The sequence below is a fragment of the Bacillus sp. FSL K6-0073 genome (assembly GCF_038006085.1).
Classification (GTDB): Bacteria; Bacillota; Bacilli; order Bacillales; family Bacillaceae_G; genus Bacillus_A; species Bacillus_A cereus.
In genome coordinates this window covers 5,220,916-5,238,686 of the sequence record NZ_JBBOUN010000001.1, presented here as the reverse complement: position 1 = coordinate 5,238,686, position 17,771 = coordinate 5,220,916, and the positions used below count along the sequence as shown (strand labels likewise).

Genomic DNA, 17,771 nt, shown 5'->3' with positions numbered 1-17,771 from the left:
ATGAAAGGACTATTTAAAGGATTAAAATATACATTAAGTAATTTGAGCAAGAAGAAGGTAACGTATGATTATCCAAATCAACCGTTGCCGTTGCCAGACCGTTTTCGTGGAATTCAAAAATTTTATCCGGAGAAATGTATTGTTTGTAATCAGTGCTCTAACATTTGTCCGACAGACTGTATTCAGTTAACAGGAAAGAAACATCCGGATCCTACGAAAAAAGGAAAAATTATCGACACGTATGATATTAATTTTGAAATTTGTATTCTTTGTGATTTATGTACAGAAGTTTGTCCGACAGAGGCAATTGTCATGACAAATAACTTTGAACTCGCGGAATATTCACGTGATGACTTATTTAAAAATTTGCAGTGGCTTGACGAAAACGACGAAAACGTCAGGAAGGAGAACAAGGCATGAATGGCGAGTTTGTAGCATTCTTTATACTATCCTTGTCTGCAATTATCGGCGGTGTTCTTATGTTGAACTTAACGAAAGTTATGCACATGATGCTAGCTCTCGTTCTGACATTTCTCAGCATTGCAGGTTTGTATTTTCTTTTATCAGCTGAATTTATAGGCGTTGCACAAATTTTACTTTACTCTGGTGCAATCACAATTATTATGATTTTCGGCATTATGTTAACGAAACATAACGCGGAAAATGAATCGCGTCTTACTCTTCGAAAATGGATTATCTTCTTTGCAGTTGTAGCATTTGGAGCGGTTATGTATTTCGCTGTTAATAATGTTGATTTTGCAAATGAAAGCACACAAGGAAGTTTACCTCTCCATGAAAACAACACACTTCAAATCGGTACGCTTCTCTATTCAAAATATATTATCCCATTTGAACTAACTTCAGTTATTTTACTTGTAGCACTCGTTGGCGCGATTGTACTTGCGAAAAAGGATGAGAAAGAGGAGGATTCCAATGAGTAGCGTTCCAGCTTCTGCATATTTAACACTTGCGATTATTTTGTTTTGCATCGGTCTATTTGGAGCTTTAACAAAGCGGAATACAGTAATCGTATTAGTTTGTATCGAATTAATGCTGAATGCTGCCAATTTAAACTTAGTGGCGTTTAGTAAATTAGGCTTATTTCCGAATTTAACAGGTCAAATTTTCTCACTGTTTACGATGGCTGTAGCGGCAGCGGAAGCGGCGGTAGGACTCGCTATTTTAATTGCTTTATATCGTAATCGTACAACAGTTCAGGTGGATGAAATGGATACGCTCAAAGGATAACATTGTGACCGAAAAAGGGGGAAGGAAACAATGATCGATTATGCATGGCTCATACCGCTTTTCCCACTCGTTTCGTTTTTGTTACTTATTATATTCGGGAAGAAAATTAGAGAAGGAAGCAGCGTACTTAGTATTTTTTTCGTCTTTCTCTCCTTTATACTTGCGGTACTTGTGTTAATAGAAAGGTTTTCAGAAGCAAGCGTGAAGCATAAGTGGGTGTGGCTTAGAGCTGGAGATGTGGATATATCATTCGGCTTTGAAGTGACTGCATTAGGAGCTTTAATGTTATTTATCGTGACGCTTGTGAGTCTACTTGTACATGTGTATTCGAAAGGTTATATGAAAGGTGATGAACGATTACCAACCTTTTACGCATATTTAGGACTCTTTACATTTGCGATGTTAGGGCTTGTTATATCAACGAATTTATTACAGCTTTATATATTTTGGGAATTAGTTGGCCTTGGTTCATTTTTACTTATCGGTTTTTATTTCTTTAAAGAAGAAGCGAAGGCTGCTGCAAAAAAGGCTTTTATTATGACCCGTATTGGGGATGTTGGTTTATTTATCGGGATGATTTTAATTTTTTGGTACGCAGGTAGTTTTGAATATGACGCAATATTTAGGGCGATTTATACAGGGGATCTACCTCCTTACATGATTACAATAACAGCGATATTAATTTTTATCGGGGCGATGGGAAAATCAGGTCAGTTCCCGCTTCATACGTGGTTGCCAGATGCAATGGAAGGGCCAACGCCCGTTTCGGCACTTATTCACGCGGCGACGATGGTGGCAGCTGGCGTATATTTAGTAGCGACGATGTTCCCTCTATTTTCAGCAAGTACAGTGGCGATGCAGACAGTGGCAATCGTTGGAGCTTTCACTGCAATCTTTGCGGCCTCTATTGGTCTTGTGCAAACAGATATAAAGAGGGTGCTTGCTTATTCTACAGTTAGCCAGCTCGGGTATATGATGCTCGCGTTAGGTTCTGCCGGTTATGTAGCTGGTATATTCCATTTAACGACACACGCTTTTTTTAAAGCACTATTATTTTTGGCGGCAGGAAGTGTAATTCATGCTGTGCATACGCAAAACATTAATAAAATGGGCGGTTTACAGAAGAAGATGAAAGTAACTGGTACGCTATTTTTAATAGGTACCCTTGCCATTAGCGGTGTTCCGCTGCTTTCCGGTTTTTTCAGCAAAGATGAAATTTTAGCGGCGACGTGGATGAATGGCAATTACGTTTTATTTACTTTAGCGGTAATTGCGGCGTTTTTAACAGCATTTTATATGTTCCGCCTATACTTTCTTGTCTTTACTGGAGAAACGAAGACGAAGGAAGAAGTGCATGAATCGCCTCGCGTTATGACGTATCCAATGATTGTTCTCGGCGTTCTTGCGGTAGTGGCAGGATATATAAATACACCATGGTTTGGGACGTTTCTCGGAGATTGGTTGACGAAAGATGTAGGGTTTAAGGTTGAAGAAGCGCATGGACCAGTTTGGATTATGATTGTTGCGACACTCGTTTCATTTGCGGGAATCGCTCTTGCATATTTCATATATGGCAAGAAATCAATTTCTAGAGATTGGGCTGGGGGTACGGAAACATCTCTTTATAATCTTTTGAAAGAAAAATATTATGTGGATGAACTATACAACATGACGGTGATCCCTATTACGAAAGGAATCGCTCATGTGCTTCGCTTATTTGAAGTGTATGTAGTCGAAGGAATTGCAGTTTTAATTGGAAGTGTAGTTAAAGGCACAAGTAATCTTGGATCGAAACTTCAAAACGGGAATGTACAAGTGTACGGTACTGTAACGGCAGTTTCGCTCGCTGTACTCGTCATTATTTTGCTCTATACGGGAGGGGATTTACGATGAATGATTTGTTGTTAACGTTCTTCATTTTTTCCCCGCTTTTAGGAATTTTATTGCTTGTATTAACACCGAAAAAGGAATTGCGTACAGTGCGAGCGCTTGGCTTATTTGGGACGGCACTTCCATTTGGAATCGCTATCGTCCTCGCTTGTACATATGCTTCTGGAAAGAATTTGTCACTATTTGATGAAAAGGTGAAATGGATTAAGTTCGGCGATTTTACAGCGGTAGATAAAAGGTGGTTTTCTATTTATTACGAGCTCGGTATTGATGGTTTGTCGCTTGTCATGATGGTACTGACGGCTCTTCTAGCAACGCTTGCAGCAATTGCAGCCTTTTCTATTAAAAGAAATTTAAAAGCATTTTATATGCTGTTACTTATGCTAGAAATAGGAATGCTCGGCGTCTTTGCTGCTCAAAACTTAATGTTGTTTTTTATCTTCTTTGAAATTACGTTGCCACCAATGTTCTTATTAATTGGAAAGTGGGGAAAATTGTCGAGTGAAAAGGCTGCGTATAGTTATTTAATATATAACGGTATTGGCTCAGCTATTTTGCTCATTGTTTTCTCAATTTTGTTCGCGAAAACAGGTACAACAAATATTGTGGAGCTGAAAGAGATATTAAGAAGCGTAAGTGCAGAGGGAGCACTCGTCATCCCAAGTAGTTTGCAGCTTGGTGTATTTATTGCCATAATGATTGCTTTTGCAATTAAACTACCTGTTTTTCCGTTGCACCGCTGGATGGTCAATGTACACATAGAAGCGCATCCAGCTGTAGTTATGCTTCATGCGGGTGTTTTGCTAAAGATTGGAGCGTACGGTATTATTCGCTTCGGAAAAGGGCTATTCCCGGAATATTTTCACGATGTTGCAACGCTAATTGCGATATTAGGCGTAATTAATCTACTATACGGTGCCTTTTTAGCGCTCATCCAAACGGACTTTAGGAAAGTACTGGCTTACTCTAGTATTTCGCATATGGGAATTGTGTTAATGGGACTTGCGTCACTTAATGCACCTGGTACACAAGGAGCGCTATTCCAAGTTGTATCACATGGTTTAATTGCAGCCTTGCTCTTCTTCCTACTGGGTGTTATAGAACAACGATTTGGAACTTCGGATATTACGGTGCTAGGCGGACTTGCGAAAAGTGTACCGATACTTAGCGGATTCTTTTTAGCAGGAGGAATGGCCTCGCTTGGATTACCAGGGATGTCTGGGTTTGTTAGTGAATTTCTTGCCTTTCTCGGTTTATTTCAAAGAGAGCCCGTCATTGCTGCAGTCGGTGTGATTGGCATCATTTTAACCGCTGTATACGTATTAAGGGCGACACTTCAAGTGACATTTGGAAAGAAAGAGTGGGAAGCAAAAACTGATATACACGGATGGGAGTATGTCCCTGTTTTACTACTTATCTTTTGTATTATTGCAATTGGAGTTATGCCAGAGTTACTAGGGGATCCGCTTCAAAATACATTGAAAACATTGGGGGTGAAGTAGGATGGATATGAATACGTTACTTAGCTTATCGTGGCATCTAATGGTGCCAGAATTTATTATTCTCGGCGCCGCCATCCTCCTTTCCATATGTGATTTGTTTTTTAAGCTGAATCATAGATATGTAGCTCTTGGTGCGATTGCTGCTATCGTATTAGCAATCGTGTCATTAATTACGCTATATAGCGAACCAGCTGGAGATATTTTAAACGGATCGTTTGTGTTAGATGGATTTTCAAAAGGGTTTAAAACATTGCTATTAGGTGCCTCAGCTCTCATTTTATGCACCGCAATGAGCGATGATAAGAAGAATCCAATTGAAGATAAGGGTGAATATTATTACTTATTTTTAATGGCACTTCTTGGTGCAATGTTCATGGCTTCTAGTGTTGATTTCATTACCCTTTTCGTTGGTTTGGAGTTACTTTCACTTTCTTCTTATATTTTAGTAGGAATACGAAAAAAGAGCCGTGCATCAAATGAAGCGGCAATGAAATACGTCATTAGCGGAGGAATTGGAACGGCGATTACGCTCTTCGGAATGAGTTATTTATACGGTATTACAGGTTCAACTAACATTGTAGATATGCAAAAGGTACTCACTGGGGAACTCGCTAGTGGTATTCAGTTATTGTTAGCTCTCGCATTTCTTTTATTGCTAGTTGGTCTCTCATTTAAAATTGCCACAGTGCCGTTTCATATGTGGGCACCTGATGTGTATGAAGGAGCGGCTACACCAGTTACTGCTTTTCTTGGAACGATTTCTAAAATTGCTGGGTTCCTGCTCATTATTCGTTTGTTCCTTATGGTTTTTGCAAGTGTATTAATACAAGGAGATATGCAATCTTTATATGGGCATATGAGTATATATATCGCGGTGTTAGCAAGTATTACGATGATTGTTGGGAATGTAGTCGCGTTAAAACAATACAATATAAAGCGTTTATTTGCTTATTCGGGCATTGCTCATGCAGGGTATTTACTCGTTCCACTTGTGGCATTATCACCATTTACGATGGATAGCATGTGGTTTTATATGCTGGCATACATGCTTATGAATATAGGTGCATTTGCTATCATCCACGGCTTAATCTTACAAAATGATGAGGAAAATATAACGATTTTCACAGGTTTATATAAAAGGTCACCATTTGCAGCGATTATGATGACAATCTTTATTTTATCGCTGGCTGGGATACCAGGAACGGCTGGATTCATTGGAAAGATTAACATCTTTTTAGGCGCGCTTCATGTAGAGCCAGCACATTACGTACTAGCTTCGATTATGATGGGTACGACAGTTGTTTCATTCGTATATTATTTCCGTATTTTACAACAAATGTTTTTCCGCACAGGAGAGACAGAAGAGAGGATACGGTTACCGTTAAATATAAAGGTTGTTATGAGTCTTTGTGCAATTTCGATTGTAATACTAGGGATTATGCCGATGATTGGGTACAATTTCTTTTATGAATATTTTCCATTAATGAAAGATTTCTTCTTCTTAGGGAACGTGGTACAATAGTGAAAATAAAAGGTGTGGAGTCAGTACTCTGCGCTTTTTATTTTGTGTTAACTTGTAATGTAGATATACGTTTTTGGAAAGAAAATCACGATGTAAAATGTAAGATGTCTATGTGCATTTGAAAAAGTGTAGCTCCTACTTATTATGGTATCGTTTTTATATTCTTTCATAAGTAGTAGCTGAGTAAAAAGGGGTCGATTTTTTGGCACAACTTTTAGGGCAACAAGCACTGATTGCCATTGTTTCGCATTTATTGTTTATTACCATTACGTGGTGGGCCTTACAAGGCATTCACATTGAGCGTTTAATGAAGTCCGGAAAAGTGCTGCAGACGCGAGTATTGCTCATCTTAATTACAATTGCAATTGGGACATCTGTAAGTAACTTTTTCCTTGATTATTTAGGCTATTCGAAGAGTTTAACGTATTTAGTAAAGTAAGTGTATAGAACCTCAAATCTCCGTTAACAATGGGGATAGGAGGGGATGAAATTGAAGCTTAAAGCCATTCTTATTGTTGCACTTAGTGTTGTTTTATTTTTGGTTGGATATAGAGAGATGAAACCGATAAGCGATGAACAGAAAATGGAGAGCATGATCAAGGCTTTAGAGAAAAATGATGCTAAAGTAGAAAAATGGTCATGGTTAGCGAGAGAAACAAAAACAATTTCTAACATACATACGTTTCAAAAGTTGTTAAACGATGTGAAGGAAAAGGCAAATATTCAAAAGTGGGAAGTAGAGCAATCTCCAGATGGATATAAAGCTACATCCTATAAAAAGCTTTCTTCTTATGAAGAACGAGTAGTAGTAACTTGGAGTAAAGAAAATACTAAAGAAAACACTTTCATTATCTTTGAAGTAAGTGGGGCGAAATGGGACCCGAAGTATGTTCAAAACATGAATAAAATTTTTAGTGAAAAACCTATAATTTACACTTGTGTTCAAGGTGTACTGAATGATAAGATTGAAGGTGTTTTGCAAAATAAAACCAATCAGGTTTTGAAAGATCTTTCAGCAAGAGCGATCGAACAAGTAGAAGAAAGAGCATTTGTGTCAGTCTCCGCATACAATAAAAAGTGGGATGACGCTCTTTCAACAAATAGAGAGAAAATAAATGTGCAAATAGCAATACGTTCTACAGACAACAAAGATACAATTGTGGTTGGCACACCGATCATAACTTCTGAGTATTGAGTGAATAGATACTGAAAAAAGGACACGGAGGGGAATAATTTGGAAAAGATCATCGTCCGTGGCGGAAAGCGGTTAAACGGCACAGTGCGTGTTGAGGGCGCAAAAAATGCTGTATTACCTATAATCGCTGCAGCCCTATTAGCGAGTGATGGAAAGAATGTACTATCTGAAGTACCAGTTTTGTCTGATGTATACACAATTAATGAGGTATTACGTCATTTAAATGCTGAAGTCGTATTTGAAAATAATCAAGTAACAATCGATTCTTCTAAAGAACTAAACATTGAAGCACCATTTGAATATGTACGTAAAATGCGTGCATCTGTTCAAGTAATGGGACCATTATTAGCACGTAATGGTCGTGCTCGTATTGCACTTCCTGGTGGATGTGCAATTGGTTCACGTCCAATTGACCAACATTTAAAAGGCTTCGAAGCAATGGGAGCGAAAGTACAGGTTGGTAACGGTTTTGTTGAAGCATACGTTGAGGGAGAACTAAAAGGAGCTAAAATCTACTTAGACTTCCCAAGCGTAGGCGCGACAGAAAACATTATGTCTGCAGCTACATTAGCAAAAGGGACAACAATTCTTGAAAACGCAGCGAAAGAACCAGAAATCGTTGACTTAGCTAACTTCTTAAATGCGATGGGAGCGAAAGTACGCGGAGCTGGAACTGGAACGATTCGTATCGAAGGCGTTGATAAATTATATGGTGCAAACCACTCTATTATTCCTGACCGTATTGAAGCGGGAACATTCATGGTTGCAGCAGCAATTACTGGTGGAGACATCTTAATTGAAAATGCTGTACCTGAACATTTACGCTCAATTACAGCGAAAATGGAAGAAATGGGTGTTAAAATCATTGAGGAAAACGAAGGTGTACGTGTTATCGGCCCAGATAAGTTAAAAGCGGTTGATATTAAAACTATGCCTCACCCAGGTTTCCCAACAGACATGCAATCACAAATGATGGCATTATTACTACAAGCTGATGGAACAAGCATGATTACAGAAACGGTATTCGAAAACCGTTTTATGCACGTTGAAGAATTCCGTCGTATGAATGCTGATATTAAAATTGAAGGTCGTTCTGTTATTATGAACGGTCCAAACAGTTTACAAGGTGCTGAAGTAGCAGCAACTGACTTACGTGCTGCAGCTGCATTAATCTTAGCTGGTTTAGTATCAGAAGGTTATACTCGTGTAACTGAGTTAAAACATCTTGACCGTGGCTATGTAAACTTCCATAAGAAATTAGCTGCATTAGGTGCAACTATTGAACGTGTAAACGAAAAAGTAGAAGAAGTGAAAGAACAAGAAGTTTCTGATCTTCACGCTTAATTGAAATAGTCTCTATGTCTTTTGACATAGGGGCTATTTTTTTGGGTTATTACTGTTATAGTCAATAAATTCTATACTTATGCACGTACCAGTAAAAATATTTAGAAAATTTCTGTTTTATACTCTTCCCCTTAAGTATGTTCTAAAAGAAAGAGTTGTTCCATAAGAATGAATGGAGTAAAGCTTTTATATTGGGGGAAAATAGGATGAAATTTTCAAAGCCACTTTTTATTACAGTAGCGCTCTTAATAGCGCTCGTTATCATTGTACCTGCAGCCCTTGTTATTCCATTTGCGAAAGCAAAAGTAGGGGAAGAAACGGCCTCTAAAACTCCTCCAGCGATAGAAAGCATACCAGCTCCAGGAAAAGTAGATACAGCTGTTCAAGTTGCTGTATATCGCGAAAAACAAAAGAAGGTAGAAACATTACCAGTGGAGGAGTATGTGACAGGTGTAGTAGCTTCTGAGATGAATGCCAGTTTTGAAATAGAGGCACTAAAGGCGCAGGCATTAGCAGCAAGAACATTTGTAGTACAACGTATGCTAAGCGGAGGAAAGAAAAATAATGCGGACGTGACAGATACGGTGAAAGATCAAGTGTACAAAGGCAAAGATGAATTGAAGAAGCAATGGGGCAATAACTACGAAAATAATTTGAAGAAAATCGAAGAAGCCGTTTCGAAAACAGCAGGACAAGTTTTAACGTATGAGGGAAAACCAATTTCAGCATCCTTCTTTTCAACGAGTAATGGTCGAACAGAAAATGCAGCTGACTATTGGGGAAATGATTATCCGTACTTGAAAAGTGTAGATAGTCCGTGGGATCAAGCCTCTCCAAAGTTTACGAGCGAGCAAACATTTACAGTAGCTGATTTTCAAAAACGTCTCGGTGTGAAAGTGCTAGCAGACGGGAAGGTTGGAAATATTAAAGACCTTACGGAAGGAAAGCGCGTAAAGGATGTAGCTTTTCAAGGAAAAACATTAACAGGAAAAGAAGTTCGTGAAAAGTTAGATTTACGTTCTTCTGATTTCACGTGGAAACAACAAGGAGATAAAATCATCGTTACGACGAAAGGCTTCGGTCACGGCGTTGGTATGAGTCAATACGGGGCGAACGGCATGGCAGCGGAAGGAAAGAAATATACAGATATCGTCGCTCATTACTATAAAGGCGTTGAAATAAAGACGATGAATGATTATGAAGGAAAATTGATGGTGAAGAAATAGGTGTCAGAACTCTGGCATCTATTTTTTCTGTTTAAAGTATCATAATTTTCCATTAACTGTTTGATATAATAGGATAAAAAGGCATTTGGGGGAGATGAAATGGCGTTACTAGAGTTGAAACAGTTAGGGAAGGCGAACCAGTTACCGGAAATTGAGCTAAAGGTTGAAAAAGGACAATGTATTGTTTTGCAATGCAATAATCATACAGCTAAAGTGTTACACCGTATTATTATTGGTGAAGAAGAAGCTTCAACTGGCAACGTACTGTTTGAAGGGGAAGCAATTGGAAAGAAAAATTATTCCCGCATAGGCTTTTGTTTTTTGAAGGATGAAGCATATGATCGTTTGAAGGTGAAGGAATACTTTAAGTTTTTAATGGGGCTTTATGAATCAAATATGAGTACGGAAGAAGTTGTACAATATGTTGGTCTCTTAGATAAGTTAAACGTTAAAATAGAAAAACTATCATTTTCAGAGAAACGTCGTCTTCATATTGGGCGAGTGATGATTCATAATCCGGATTTAGTCATTTTGGAAGAGCCAGAGCAAAATGTAGATACAGAGAGTACGATTATTATTCGAAAAGCGATTATGAAAATGAAAGAGCAAGGAAAGGCAATCTTTATTACGTCATCATTTCTATCAGATGCCCTTTCGTTAACAGAGGACGTATACATATTAAACAACGATGGTGTGAAAAAGATAGAAATTGAGCAAGAGGAAGCAGAAGAAGTCGATGAAGAGAAGGTCGTTCAAATGATTCCGCAAATGAAGTTAGAAAGAATACCTGCGAAAGTGAACGATAAAATCATTTTACTTGATCCGATGGAAATCCATTTCATTGAAACACAAAACGGAGTAACACATATTCACGTTCGTGAAGGGGATTTCGTATGCGCTTTAACATTAGGTGAACTAGAAGCAAGGTTAACAGGTTTTGGTTTCTTTAGATGTCATCGCTCGTATCTTGTGAATTTACAAAGAGTGCGAGAAGTGATTACTTGGACTCGTAACAGTTTTAGCTTAATTTTAGACGACGAAAGAAAAAGTTCAATCCCGCTTTCAAAAGGACGAATGGATGAATTAAAAGGTGTTATTGGACTATAAAAGTGCTCCAATAAGCTCAACATGCGATTCATTCACCGGTAAAAATACTCCTTTTACCGGTATTTTAATGCGCCTACACTTTGTTTTTCATATGATTGAGTCAAGAAAAGCGAAACAAACGAACGAAAAGCGCTAAAGCGACTTTCATCTATAAAGAAGAAAAACAAAGGGGATGAAGAAATGACATTGGCAATTGAAATGAAAGATGTAATGAAAAGTTTCGACGGAAAAACGGCACTTCGAAATGTAAATATTGAGGTGAAGCAAGGAGAGATATTCGGATTCCTTGGACCGAGTGGATCTGGTAAGACGACAACAGTAAAAATTTTAACTTCTCAATTGCTTCATAGTGTTGGAACGGTAAGAGTATTAGGGAAAGATATTACAGGACCAAGTAGCATCGATTACAAACGAATTGGTATTTTAACAGATAACAGCGGCTTATATGAAAGACTTAGCATTTATGATAACTTACTATTATTTTGTGACTTATATGATTGCAAAAAAGAACGAATCGATGAAGTACTAGCACAAGTGAATTTATTAGATGATAAAAAAACACCAGTAAAAAAATTATCAAAGGGAATGAAGCAACGCGTCACACTAGCAAGAGCAATCCTTCATAAACCAGATATCCTCTTCTTAGACGAACCAACATCTGCACTTGATCCAGTAAACGTACAAAACATTCATAAAATCTTAAAAGACTTAAATAAAGAAGGAACGACGATTTTCTTAACGACTCACAACATGGACGAAGCAGAAACGCTTTGTAACCGCATTGCCTTCCTGTGTGGCGGAGAGATTGTAGCACTTGATACACCGGAGAACCTTCGCTTACAATACGCGAAAGATCAAATACAAGTCGTGTTAAAGGATAAGAAGAAAGAAACGGTACAAAAAGATGAATTAGGTGCAAAACGTATTTCAGAATGGATGAACAAAGGAGAATTACTATCCATTCATTCACACGAACCAACTTTAGGCGATATTTTTATTGAAGTTACTGGGAGGGGATTATAATGACATTTTCAATGAGACGTGTATCAGCTATTTTTAGAAAAGAAGTACAAGATTTTAAGACAAATTCACAAGTGTTGTTAATGGCATTTTTACCAATTATACTTTCATTTTTGTTTAGCAGATTTGGAGTGGGAAAGGAAATGTTAGGCATTACTACTATAACGGCCTTCCTATTTGTCGCAGGCTTTGTTCAATCTATGGTAATTGCAGAAGAAAAAGAAAAACATACATTGCGTGTATTAATGCTATCACCGGCATCTTCGGTTGAAGTTCTACTTGGAAAAAGTATATTAACAGTATGTTTGACACTGGGCATTTGTATTGTGAACTTATTTATTTTGGATCAATTCAGTGGAAATCTATTATTGCTAGGATTTATTTTCTTATGTGGAACAATTCTATTTATTGTGATTGGAACAATGATTGGATTGTTAGCTGCATCTGTACCACAAACATCAATAATTGGAATGCCGATATTAATGACGATGTATTTGGCTGTACAGTTTGAGCCGATGGTTGAAAATAAAGTAATTAAGACGATGATTGGATATCTTCCAACATCTCATATTGTGAAAGCACTTAACAGTTTAGTAGGTGGGGCGGGATTTAGTAGTATTAGTGGGCATGTATTAAATGTTGCAGTTTGGCTTATTATATCGCTCTTTGTATGTTTAATCGTATATAAAAAGAAACAATTAGACTAAAAACTGAGCCAAAAGTGCTCAGTTTTTTCTTTTTTCTATCATTTCCTCGGAAATTTTGCAATTCTCATACATATTTTTACAGATTTTGTCGAAAAGTAATTAGTTATACGTTGTATAGGATGCGTGAATATTGTTCAAAATGATTGCTGAGGTGATGATGGAATGCGAGGAAGAAATAATAAAAAGTCGCAAAAGGTAGTACATTTATTTCAAAAAAGATGGGTGTTTCCGGCACTATACATTGCTTGTGCAGCGGTAATCTTAATGGTTGCGCTATGGTTCCAAGGAGCTAATCCGAAGAAGACTCCGAACCATGATCAAGCAACACCGTATACACAATCGGAAGATCCAGCAGTACCAGTAACGAAATCTTCAGAAGTAGTGAAAATGCCAGCTGCCGCGAATGCGGAAGTAGTCGTACAGAAGAAATTCTATGAAGATGCAGCAACTGAGGCGGAACAAGAAAAAGCACTTGTTTTTTATAACAACACATATTCCCCAAACAAAGGAATTGACATTGCTGCGAAGAATGGAAAAGAATTCAATGTTGCTGCTGCTTTAAGTGGTACAGTAACGAAAGCTGAAAAAGATTCACTTCTTGGTTATGTTGTAACAGTTGATAGTGGAAATGGTGTAGCGGTATCTTATCAAAGCTTAGGCAGTGTGAAAGTAGAAAAAGGTGCAAGAGTTGCACAAGGTGAAGTATTAGGAACATCCGGTCTAAGTGCAATGAATAAAGAGGCAGGCTCTCACGTTCACTTTGAAGTACGTAAAGATAATGTGGCTGTGAACCCTGAACGTTACTTAAATAAATCAGTAACAGAAATTAAAGCTGATGCAGGTGCTGCAAAGGCAACGAACGCTTCTGGTAAAAAAGCTGATGATAAATCTCAAAAAGAAGAAAAGTCAACGAGCACGAAACCAGAAAGTAAAACAGAAGACAAATCTCAAAAAGAAGAGAAATCAACAAGCGGTTCAACTAGTGACAAAAAAGAAGAACCGAAGAAAGAAGAAAAATCAACAAATGGTTCTACAGAATCATCTAACGATTCTTCTTCACAAGAATAAGAAAGTGAAAAAATCAGTTCCCACTAGGGGAGCTGATTTTTTTATTTCCATATAAAAATACTCAATTTCGAGAAAAAAGTTGCAATAACAAGGAAAAATGACGAGATTCTCGAATATATATTACAAAAGGGAGGGGATACTGTGTCATTTTTGTTTGTTCTGTCGACTGCTATTATTTTATTGTTTGTTTTATTCACTTTATATTATTACATTGCCGGTAAGAAAGAGGTTCCCCACCATCAATTGTTAGAAGAAGAATTGGAACGAGAAGAATGACACCTTTTATACAAGGTGTCATTTTTTTTCGCTATAATAGTCAGTTTTAACGTATTTCTCACAAAAAAACGTAATTTTTCTTAACTTAGTCCGCAAAAATAGTGAACATGTAGCATATATCAGTAGTGCGGGCAATACAATGGTATAAACCAAAGCAAAGAGAGTGTTTGAGGTGAGAAATCGTGAATTATTTCATTATAAATCCAAGAATGTTTAACGCTTACAAACAGCACTCACACTTACTTCTTAGTCGTATGCAGCGAGGCTCATTTCACCCTTCTCACATCCAAATTAGGGAGGCGAGTGGTGTGCACGATTACATCAAAGAGAGAACTATCAAGATTGGTAAGTATATCGTGGAGACAAGAAAGACAGTGCGTGTCATTGCAAAGGAATTTGGGGTATCAAAGAGTACAGTCCATAAAGATTTAACAGAACGTCTACCAGAAATTAATCCAGAGCTCGCAAATGAAGTGAAAGAAATTCTTGATTATCATAAGTCTATTCGTCATTTAAGAGGTGGAGAAGCAACAAAACAAAAGTATAGAAAAGAAGATGTAGAGAAGCCTGTACGTCAATAATGTTACAGTAGCAAACATTCCGTTCACATTCGGTAATATTTTTCAGAAGAATTCTTTTTGCGAATATTACGTTTCTGTTAAATTTATGATAAAATCAGAAATTAGGTGAAAAGAATTCGGGTGTAACCTGATTTTGAATATCGAGGAGGAAAAAACGGGAATGTTTGCGCGAGATATCGGAATTGACCTAGGTACGGCTAACGTATTAATTCATGTTAAAGGTAAGGGTATTGTATTAAATGAGCCATCTGTTGTGGCAATTGATCGTAATAGTGGTAAAGTATTAGCAGTAGGTGAAGAAGCGAGAAGCATGGTGGGACGTACGCCTGGTAATATTGTAGCAATTCGTCCACTTAAAGATGGTGTAATCGCAGATTTCGAAATTACAGAAGCAATGTTAAAGTATTTCATTAACAAATTGGACGTAAAGAGCTTCTTTTCAAAACCTCGTATTTTAATTTGTTGTCCAACAAATATTACATCGGTAGAACAAAAAGCAATTCGTGAAGCTGCTGAACGTTCAGGTGGTAAAACAGTATTTTTAGAAGAAGAACCAAAAGTAGCCGCAGTTGGTGCTGGTATGGAAATCTTCCAACCAAGCGGTAACATGGTTGTTGATATTGGTGGAGGTACAACAGATATCGCTGTACTATCTATGGGTGATATTGTTACCTCTTCCTCTATCAAAATGGCTGGCGATAAGTTTGATATGGAGATCTTAAACTATATTAAACGTAAGTATAAGCTATTAATCGGAGAACGTACTTCAGAAGATATTAAAATTAAAGTTGGTACAGTATTCCCAGGTGCACGTAGCGAAGAACTTGAAATTCGCGGACGTGACATGGTAACAGGCTTACCACGTACAATTACAGTATGCTCTGAAGAAATTACAGAAGCATTAAAAGAAAATGCAGCTGTTATTGTACAAGCTGCAAAAGGTGTATTAGAGCGCACACCACCAGAATTATCTGCAGATATCATCGACCGCGGTGTTATTCTAACAGGCGGTGGAGCTTTACTACACGGTATCGACATGCTTCTAGCAGAAGAACTAAAAGTACCAGTATTAATTGCTGAAAACCCAATGCACTGCGTTGCGGTTGGTACAGGTATTATGTTAGAGAATATCGACAGATTACCAAAGCGTGCTTTGAGATAATTTGAAAGAACTAAGGCTGGTGCCTTAGTTCTTTTTTTCGTTTTTATATTTTTTTATTTTGTTTTTTTGCGAAAATGGAAGGAAAATAGAGAAATATGAAGGAAACAGGTAAAATATTCATATATATGGTTAAATTTAATATTTCCTTAATTGAAAACGTTTATAATATAATGAGTCGAATACGACATTAAGGCAAATAATGTTTCAATACATATTGCCTTTCCCTAATTTGGGCATACACTCTTTTCCACCTCCGTGTCAGTTGCAAAAATGTGCAACTATTTTAATGGAATAGAGTGTGTGCATTTTTTTTAGGAAGTTGTGCTAAATATAAAATGTTACTTTGTAATGACAAACAATAAACAAAATGGGATAATAGCAATATGTCCAAGTGGTAAGACCAATATTACAAAAGGGGCGATTGTTACATGCTAAATATAGAACAAATTAAAGAAATCATTCCTCACCGCTATCCATTTTTACTTGTTGATAAAATATTAGAAGTAGATGAAGGAAAAAGAGCGGTTGGGATTAAAAATGTATCCGCAAACGAAGAATTCTTTAACGGACACTTCCCTGACTATGCAGTTATGCCTGGTGTACTTATTGTAGAAGCATTAGCACAAGTCGGAGCAGTTGCAGTATTAAAGAAAGAAGAAAACCGCGGAAGACTTGCTTTCTTTGCAGGTATCGACAATTGCCGTTTCAAAAAACAAGTACGCCCAGGTGATCAGCTTCGTCTAGAAGTAGAAATGACACGCGTACGCGGCCCAATTGGAAAAGGAAAAGCAATCGCAACAGTAGATGGTGAAGTTGCATGTGAGGCAGAAATTACATTTGCAATTGGTGATAAAAAAGAATAGATAGTACTGAAAAATCCTTCTACATGTGCAGAAGGATTTTTTTATTACTATTTTGTTAGAAGTTTTAAAATTAATAATAACCAGAATTTTAACTATAAGTAAATGGAAATTTGTATATGATGACGCTATAAATATCTTGGAATTAAGATAAATGATAACGCGATAAAAATAGAGATATCATTGTCACATTATAGAAGGTATAAGATAGGACAAAGGTTATTCTGATTAGTTATGATGGATTACAGAGACAAGAAATGGAGAAATTTAACGGTAGAAGTAAATAAAAAATTTGCGTAGCATATCGGGCATAAAAGAAAAAAGGGGAAAATGTTGTATTTTGAAAAAAAGGAGATCATAACATGTTCGGGAGAAAAAAAAGAAAGCCATTAAGACAACTAATTACTCATAAAGAGCCTAAATCACGCATTGCGGAACAATACCGTAATATCCGTACAAATATTGAATTTACATCTGTAGATAACCACATTCGTTCCATCATTGTTACTTCAGTAGATCCTGGTGACGGAAAAACAACGACAATCGCAAACTTAGCGGTTGTTTTTGGCCAACAAGGAAAAAAAGTATTGTTAATTGGAGCAGACTTACGTAAGCCGACATTGCAAAATTTATTCGCTGCATATAGTCCAAATGGATTAACGAATTTATTATCAGGACAGACTTCGTTTGTGCAATGTATTCAAAAAACGGATATAGAGAACGTATATGTTATGTCAGCAGGTCCAATCCCACCAAATCCAGCAGAGCTACTTGGATATCGTAAAATGGATGAAGTGCTTCTAGAGGCATATAAGATGTTTGACATTGTTCTAATTGATACACCACCCGTAATGGCCGTTACGGATGCACAAATACTCGCTAATAAATGCGATGGTGTTGTATTAGTAGCACGAAGTGAAAAAACTGAAAAGGATAAACTAATAAAAGTGAAACAAATATTAGATAAAGCGTCAGGAAAGCTACTTGGTGTTATATTAAACGATAAAAGAGAAGAACAAGAGCCGTATGGATATTATTAGAAAATAATGTATGAAATAGTATT

Annotated in this window: 19 protein-coding genes; all 19 read left to right on the top strand. The window is 37.2% G+C overall.

Annotated features, from left to right (window positions below; all coding sequences use genetic code 11):
• Positions 1-420, top strand: coding sequence for an NADH-quinone oxidoreductase subunit NuoI (gene nuoI, locus MHB52_RS27160; protein ID WP_000677191.1), 420 nt, complete (start codon positions 1-3; stop codon positions 418-420).
• A complete protein-coding gene (locus tag MHB52_RS27155; protein WP_001012814.1) occupies positions 417-941 on the top strand; it encodes an NADH-quinone oxidoreductase subunit J in 525 nt (174 codons plus the stop codon). Before nuoI ends, MHB52_RS27155 begins: the two co-directional genes overlap by 4 nt.
• Positions 934-1,248: an NADH-quinone oxidoreductase subunit NuoK gene (gene nuoK / locus MHB52_RS27150; protein ID WP_000100079.1), complete on the top strand. Its 315-nt coding sequence runs from the start codon at positions 934-936 to the stop codon at positions 1,246-1,248. The genes MHB52_RS27155 and nuoK overlap by 8 nt, the downstream gene beginning before the upstream one ends.
• A 30-nt stretch (positions 1,249-1,278) precedes the next feature.
• Positions 1,279-3,141: an NADH-quinone oxidoreductase subunit L gene (gene nuoL / locus MHB52_RS27145; RefSeq protein ID WP_000568224.1), complete on the top strand. Its 1,863-nt coding sequence runs from the start codon at positions 1,279-1,281 to the stop codon at positions 3,139-3,141.
• A complete protein-coding gene (locus tag MHB52_RS27140) occupies positions 3,138-4,640 on the top strand; it encodes an NADH-quinone oxidoreductase subunit M (RefSeq protein ID WP_061664357.1) in 1,503 nt (500 codons plus the stop codon). The genes nuoL and MHB52_RS27140 overlap by 4 nt, the downstream gene beginning before the upstream one ends.
• Before the next feature lie 7 nt (positions 4,641-4,647).
• Positions 4,648-6,162 carry an NADH-quinone oxidoreductase subunit NuoN gene (gene nuoN / locus MHB52_RS27135; protein WP_033668383.1) on the top strand — a complete coding sequence of 505 codons (1,515 nt, stop codon included), beginning with the start codon at positions 4,648-4,650 and terminating at the stop codon, positions 6,160-6,162.
• Positions 6,163-6,364: 202 nt separating this feature from the next.
• Positions 6,365-6,601: a DUF1146 family protein gene (locus MHB52_RS27130; protein WP_000057889.1), complete on the top strand. Its 237-nt coding sequence runs from the start codon at positions 6,365-6,367 to the stop codon at positions 6,599-6,601.
• Between the two features lie 51 nt (positions 6,602-6,652).
• Positions 6,653-7,357, top strand: coding sequence for a YwmB family TATA-box binding protein (locus MHB52_RS27125; protein WP_000767916.1), 705 nt, complete (start codon positions 6,653-6,655; stop codon positions 7,355-7,357).
• A 39-nt stretch (positions 7,358-7,396) separates the two neighbouring features.
• A complete protein-coding gene (gene murA / locus MHB52_RS27120; protein WP_000411274.1) occupies positions 7,397-8,701 on the top strand; it encodes a UDP-N-acetylglucosamine 1-carboxyvinyltransferase in 1,305 nt (434 codons plus the stop codon).
• A gap of 206 nt (positions 8,702-8,907) precedes the next feature.
• Positions 8,908-9,927 carry a stage II sporulation protein D gene (gene spoIID / locus MHB52_RS27115; RefSeq protein WP_061664356.1) on the top strand — a complete coding sequence of 340 codons (1,020 nt, stop codon included), beginning with the start codon at positions 8,908-8,910 and terminating at the stop codon, positions 9,925-9,927.
• A 99-nt stretch (positions 9,928-10,026) separates the two neighbouring features.
• A complete protein-coding gene (locus MHB52_RS27110; protein ID WP_061664355.1) occupies positions 10,027-11,034 on the top strand; it encodes a LytTR family transcriptional regulator DNA-binding domain-containing protein in 1,008 nt (335 codons plus the stop codon).
• Positions 11,035-11,214: 180 nt separating this feature from the next.
• Positions 11,215-12,057, top strand: coding sequence for an ABC transporter ATP-binding protein (locus MHB52_RS27105; protein ID WP_016118935.1), 843 nt, complete (start codon positions 11,215-11,217; stop codon positions 12,055-12,057).
• Positions 12,057-12,761 carry an ABC transporter permease gene (locus tag MHB52_RS27100; RefSeq protein WP_000144448.1) on the top strand — a complete coding sequence of 235 codons (705 nt, stop codon included), beginning with the start codon at positions 12,057-12,059 and terminating at the stop codon, positions 12,759-12,761. The genes MHB52_RS27105 and MHB52_RS27100 overlap by 1 nt, the downstream gene beginning before the upstream one ends.
• A gap of 162 nt (positions 12,762-12,923) precedes the next feature.
• Positions 12,924-13,829, top strand: a complete 906-nt coding sequence (locus MHB52_RS27095; protein WP_001214926.1) for a M23 family metallopeptidase — start codon at positions 12,924-12,926, stop codon at positions 13,827-13,829.
• A 141-nt stretch (positions 13,830-13,970) separates the two neighbouring features.
• Positions 13,971-14,105, top strand: a complete 135-nt coding sequence (locus MHB52_RS27090; protein WP_000008903.1) for a hypothetical protein — start codon at positions 13,971-13,973, stop codon at positions 14,103-14,105.
• A gap of 308 nt (positions 14,106-14,413) precedes the next feature.
• Positions 14,414-14,686, top strand: coding sequence for a sporulation transcriptional regulator SpoIIID (spoIIID, locus tag MHB52_RS27085; protein ID WP_000544012.1), 273 nt, complete (start codon positions 14,414-14,416; stop codon positions 14,684-14,686).
• A gap of 160 nt (positions 14,687-14,846) precedes the next feature.
• Entirely contained in the window at positions 14,847-15,848 is a 1,002-nt protein-coding gene (locus tag MHB52_RS27080) for a rod shape-determining protein (RefSeq protein ID WP_000457978.1), read from the top strand.
• 428 nt (positions 15,849-16,276) lie between these two features.
• Entirely contained in the window at positions 16,277-16,711 is a 435-nt protein-coding gene (gene fabZ, locus MHB52_RS27075) for a 3-hydroxyacyl-ACP dehydratase FabZ (RefSeq protein ID WP_000931959.1), read from the top strand.
• A 359-nt stretch (positions 16,712-17,070) separates the two neighbouring features.
• Positions 17,071-17,748 carry a CpsD/CapB family tyrosine-protein kinase gene (locus MHB52_RS27070; RefSeq protein WP_061664354.1) on the top strand — a complete coding sequence of 226 codons (678 nt, stop codon included), beginning with the start codon at positions 17,071-17,073 and terminating at the stop codon, positions 17,746-17,748.
• Positions 17,749-17,771: the final 23 nt, after the last annotated feature.

What these genes read in the sequence shown, in the direction of transcription:
- MHB52_RS27080 (WP_000457978.1), top strand. Translation starts at nt 14,847, where the DNA reads ATGTTTGCGCGAGATATCGGAATTGACCTAGGTACGGCTAACGTATTA.
- MHB52_RS27105 (WP_016118935.1), top strand. Translation starts at nt 11,215, where the DNA reads ATGACATTGGCAATTGAAATGAAAGATGTAATGAAAAGTTTCGACGGA.
- MHB52_RS27070 (WP_061664354.1), top strand. Translation starts at nt 17,071, where the DNA reads ATGTTCGGGAGAAAAAAAAGAAAGCCATTAAGACAACTAATTACTCAT.
- MHB52_RS27110 (WP_061664355.1), top strand. Translation starts at nt 10,027, where the DNA reads ATGGCGTTACTAGAGTTGAAACAGTTAGGGAAGGCGAACCAGTTACCG.
- nuoL (WP_000568224.1), top strand. Translation starts at nt 1,279, where the DNA reads ATGATCGATTATGCATGGCTCATACCGCTTTTCCCACTCGTTTCGTTT.
- MHB52_RS27140 (WP_061664357.1), top strand. Translation starts at nt 3,138, where the DNA reads ATGAATGATTTGTTGTTAACGTTCTTCATTTTTTCCCCGCTTTTAGGA.
- nuoI (WP_000677191.1), top strand. Translation starts at nt 1, where the DNA reads ATGAAAGGACTATTTAAAGGATTAAAATATACATTAAGTAATTTGAGC.
- fabZ (WP_000931959.1), top strand. Translation starts at nt 16,277, where the DNA reads ATGCTAAATATAGAACAAATTAAAGAAATCATTCCTCACCGCTATCCA.
- MHB52_RS27155 (WP_001012814.1), top strand. Translation starts at nt 417, where the DNA reads ATGAATGGCGAGTTTGTAGCATTCTTTATACTATCCTTGTCTGCAATT.
- MHB52_RS27095 (WP_001214926.1), top strand. Translation starts at nt 12,924, where the DNA reads ATGCGAGGAAGAAATAATAAAAAGTCGCAAAAGGTAGTACATTTATTT.
- MHB52_RS27100 (WP_000144448.1), top strand. Translation starts at nt 12,057, where the DNA reads ATGACATTTTCAATGAGACGTGTATCAGCTATTTTTAGAAAAGAAGTA.
- spoIID (WP_061664356.1), top strand. Translation starts at nt 8,908, where the DNA reads ATGAAATTTTCAAAGCCACTTTTTATTACAGTAGCGCTCTTAATAGCG.
- nuoK (WP_000100079.1), top strand. Translation starts at nt 934, where the DNA reads ATGAGTAGCGTTCCAGCTTCTGCATATTTAACACTTGCGATTATTTTG.
- nuoN (WP_033668383.1), top strand. Translation starts at nt 4,648, where the DNA reads ATGAATACGTTACTTAGCTTATCGTGGCATCTAATGGTGCCAGAATTT.